Source organism: Desulfosarcina cetonica JCM 12296, assembly GCF_001311845.1.
GTDB lineage: Bacteria > Desulfobacterota > Desulfobacteria > Desulfobacterales > Desulfosarcinaceae > Desulfosarcina > Desulfosarcina cetonica.
Genome location: NZ_BBCC01000383.1, coordinates 1 through 2,495, shown reverse-complemented (window position 1 = coordinate 2,495; position 2,495 = coordinate 1). Strand labels below are relative to the sequence as shown.

The 2,495-nt window shown below is 46.6% G+C and carries 4 protein-coding genes; all 4 read right to left on the bottom strand.

Translation table 11 applies throughout. From position 1 onward, the window contains the following. Positions 1-568: ImmA/IrrE family metallo-endopeptidase (locus JCM12296_RS34110; protein ID WP_157068172.1), on the bottom strand; the 568-nt coding region annotated here is incomplete at its 3' end. Next, positions 568-918, bottom strand: a complete 351-nt coding sequence (locus JCM12296_RS34105) for a helix-turn-helix domain-containing protein (RefSeq protein ID WP_054702530.1) — start codon at positions 916-918, stop codon at positions 568-570. The genes JCM12296_RS34110 and JCM12296_RS34105, both read right to left, overlap by 1 nt. A 10-nt stretch (positions 919-928) precedes the next feature. Then, positions 929-1,216 carry a hypothetical protein gene (locus JCM12296_RS34100; RefSeq protein ID WP_054702527.1) on the bottom strand — a complete coding sequence of 96 codons (288 nt, stop codon included), beginning with the start codon at positions 1,214-1,216 and terminating at the stop codon, positions 929-931. Positions 1,217-1,934: 718 nt separating this feature from the next. After that, positions 1,935-2,495: phospholipase D-like domain-containing protein (locus tag JCM12296_RS34085; protein WP_246805299.1), on the bottom strand; the 561-nt coding region annotated here is incomplete at its 5' end.

Below are 2,495 nucleotides of genomic sequence, written 5' to 3'. Positions count from 1 at the left end.
ATTTGATCTCTTTAGGTTGCGTCCTCAACAAGGTCTTGCATTGCTGTCGGTTCAACATACCAAGAGTCCATGTCATGTGATTGATCAGGCTTCCATAGCCAACATTCAGATATGAGGCTATCCTGAAGATCTGTAATGGCTCAATCCGTTGAGGTTGGATGGACCGTGATTTGAGCGCTTTTTGGACACTGGTCTTTGGCATCAAAAGAAAGGCTGCGAACATATCGGCCAGGATTTCTTCGGGATCGTCATTATCAGGGATGTTTTTGTTCACACAGTCATCTAACCGTGCGCCATGCCCGAATTCATTATGGCCTAACTCATGAGCGCATGAGTAGGATCGTCTTCCGGCTGGCCGTTCTGATCCAAGGACGATGACAGGCCTGGGCGTGGGGGAATAGATCCCCTCAAGGGAGGAGAGTGCCATGAACCGGACCTCGCAGCCGCAGGTTTCGGCGATCGATATCGGATCAATTGCAGAACCCTGACTGATCTTGCATCTGGTTCGTACATTCTGCGCTTTCGCTGCGGCCTTCAGGATGAGCTGCCGCCGGGTCGAAAAATCCATCACTTATCCTCCTTGCTTCCTAATGAAGTCAGGAGGTCTATGACTTTTTCGAGGTCTTCATTCTTCAACCCTGCGACTTTCCTTGCGGCCAGCTGCAACCTGTCACGGATGACATCGACATTCTCTTCACCCCTTCCAGCAAGCCAGTCCATATCGACGGAATACAGATCCGCAAACATGGCAAGCTCATCAGCTGCCACACGCCGTCGGCCTGATTCGATCTCAGAAACCGATGGCCTTGGCAGTTTCAGTTCCATGGCGACCTGTGACTGAGACAGACCTGCCCGTTTTCTGGCTATCGCCAGCCGTGATCCAATGAGCTTTCTTTTTTCAGCTTTATCGTCCGGCATGAAATATCTCCTATTTGCGTTTTGATGCTAATCTCAGGATACGGTCGGCGACCTGGCCCAATGAAAGCGCCTTGCTATCCTTGCTGATGAAGATCGATGTGCATGATGGTTCTCCAAGCCCCAGAGCATCAAATGCATATACTGTGGCTTCGACACTGACCAGGCTGTCAAATTCACAGAGGTTACCGATCGGTACTGTCTCCTCAGCGATCGGTTCCGGGTCATCCACAATATCCTGCTGAATCCCTTGAATCACCTTGATCAATACATCCAGTACCTCATTCCGTTGAAGCTTCATATATGCCTCCATATCCTTACGTGTTGTAAGATTATCTTACACTCTGTCGGATAAATGTCAAGGGCGGGAATTCATTTTTTTGGCTTTAACCCTCTTTATTGTTAAGTAGGCTGATGTAAAATTCCTATGATACCGGACAGATAAGTTCCTTCATCTCGTTGAATCTGTTGATCTTTTCATCATCATCAGCTATAAGAGTCAGCGGTCTTAGCCTGCGTTCTGTGAAAAATTTCAGAGTTTCCGGATCGTCGATGTCCAGAAGGTAATCGGTGATCTCTTTGGGCAGCCGTTTGCAAAGCGCTATCATCTGGCACACCCGTGCCTGGTGATCCCGGCGTCGGCTGACAGGTCATCATATGTGGCGCTTGGGTTTTTGCTGAGGTATTCGACGAACCGGAAACCGGCCCGGACGGGGTTGGCTGGTTCCTGTTCCTGGCGTAAGGATCTGGTCAAGTCCCTCTGAGTTATGGCCTTATCAGCAGGAAATGAGGCGGGTTTCTGGCCCTTTTGAAGGAATTTTTTCCTCTTATTATACATGTAATAACAGTGGATTATCTCAGATATTGATTTGGTTCGCTGAGTGGATGAACCGGGGAGCCAAACTAAAATACCCGGTCAAAATTGGCCGGGTTTATTTTTTTATCAAATAGTTATCCACCTATAATCGGCAAAACCCAAAAGTTACCACTTCATACACTCAGCGAACCACCTATTCAGATTATGCCCTTTCTATGCTCTTCACCAATTCGTTCGCGATATTGGCACTTTCTATTCGCATGATGCTTTCCTGGGCACTCCCATAGCTCAACAGATTGATGCTACCGTACCACACGACCTTTTGATCCATAACCGCAAATTTCTGGTGGATATTGGATTTGAAAACGACACTGGCTCCGCAATCTGTTAACAGGTTCAATGTCCGTTGGATGGTGGCGTGATCTTTTTGTCTAAAATCTTCTTTAGGACGGGTAACAATTAGTACACGGACATTCTTTTCCAATACCACCTTCAGGTGTTTCGTCATTTGAAGCGTGCGCATTTTTCTGACGAACGGACTTACAATTAAAATTTCTTTCTCTGCGGTGTTGATATCCTGATTGAAAACAGGCAGAAAATTATCTTTATCAAAGATGATATCCAAAGGTGTGTCATCTATTTCCTCGCCTTTGGCCTTGTATCCCATGGAAGCGTATCCATTAAGCCTGTTTGTATACATCTTTTCCAGCATCTTTACCTGGATATCCACATAATCGTAAATTTTAACCTCTTTTTTTGACTC

Excerpts from the sequence above, each read along its gene's own strand:
- JCM12296_RS34100 (WP_054702527.1), bottom strand. The coding sequence starts at position 1,216 with ATGAAGCTTCAACGGAATGAGGTACTGGATGTATTGATCAAGGTGATT.
- JCM12296_RS34105 (WP_054702530.1), bottom strand. The coding sequence starts at position 918 with ATGCCGGACGATAAAGCTGAAAAAAGAAAGCTCATTGGATCACGGCTG.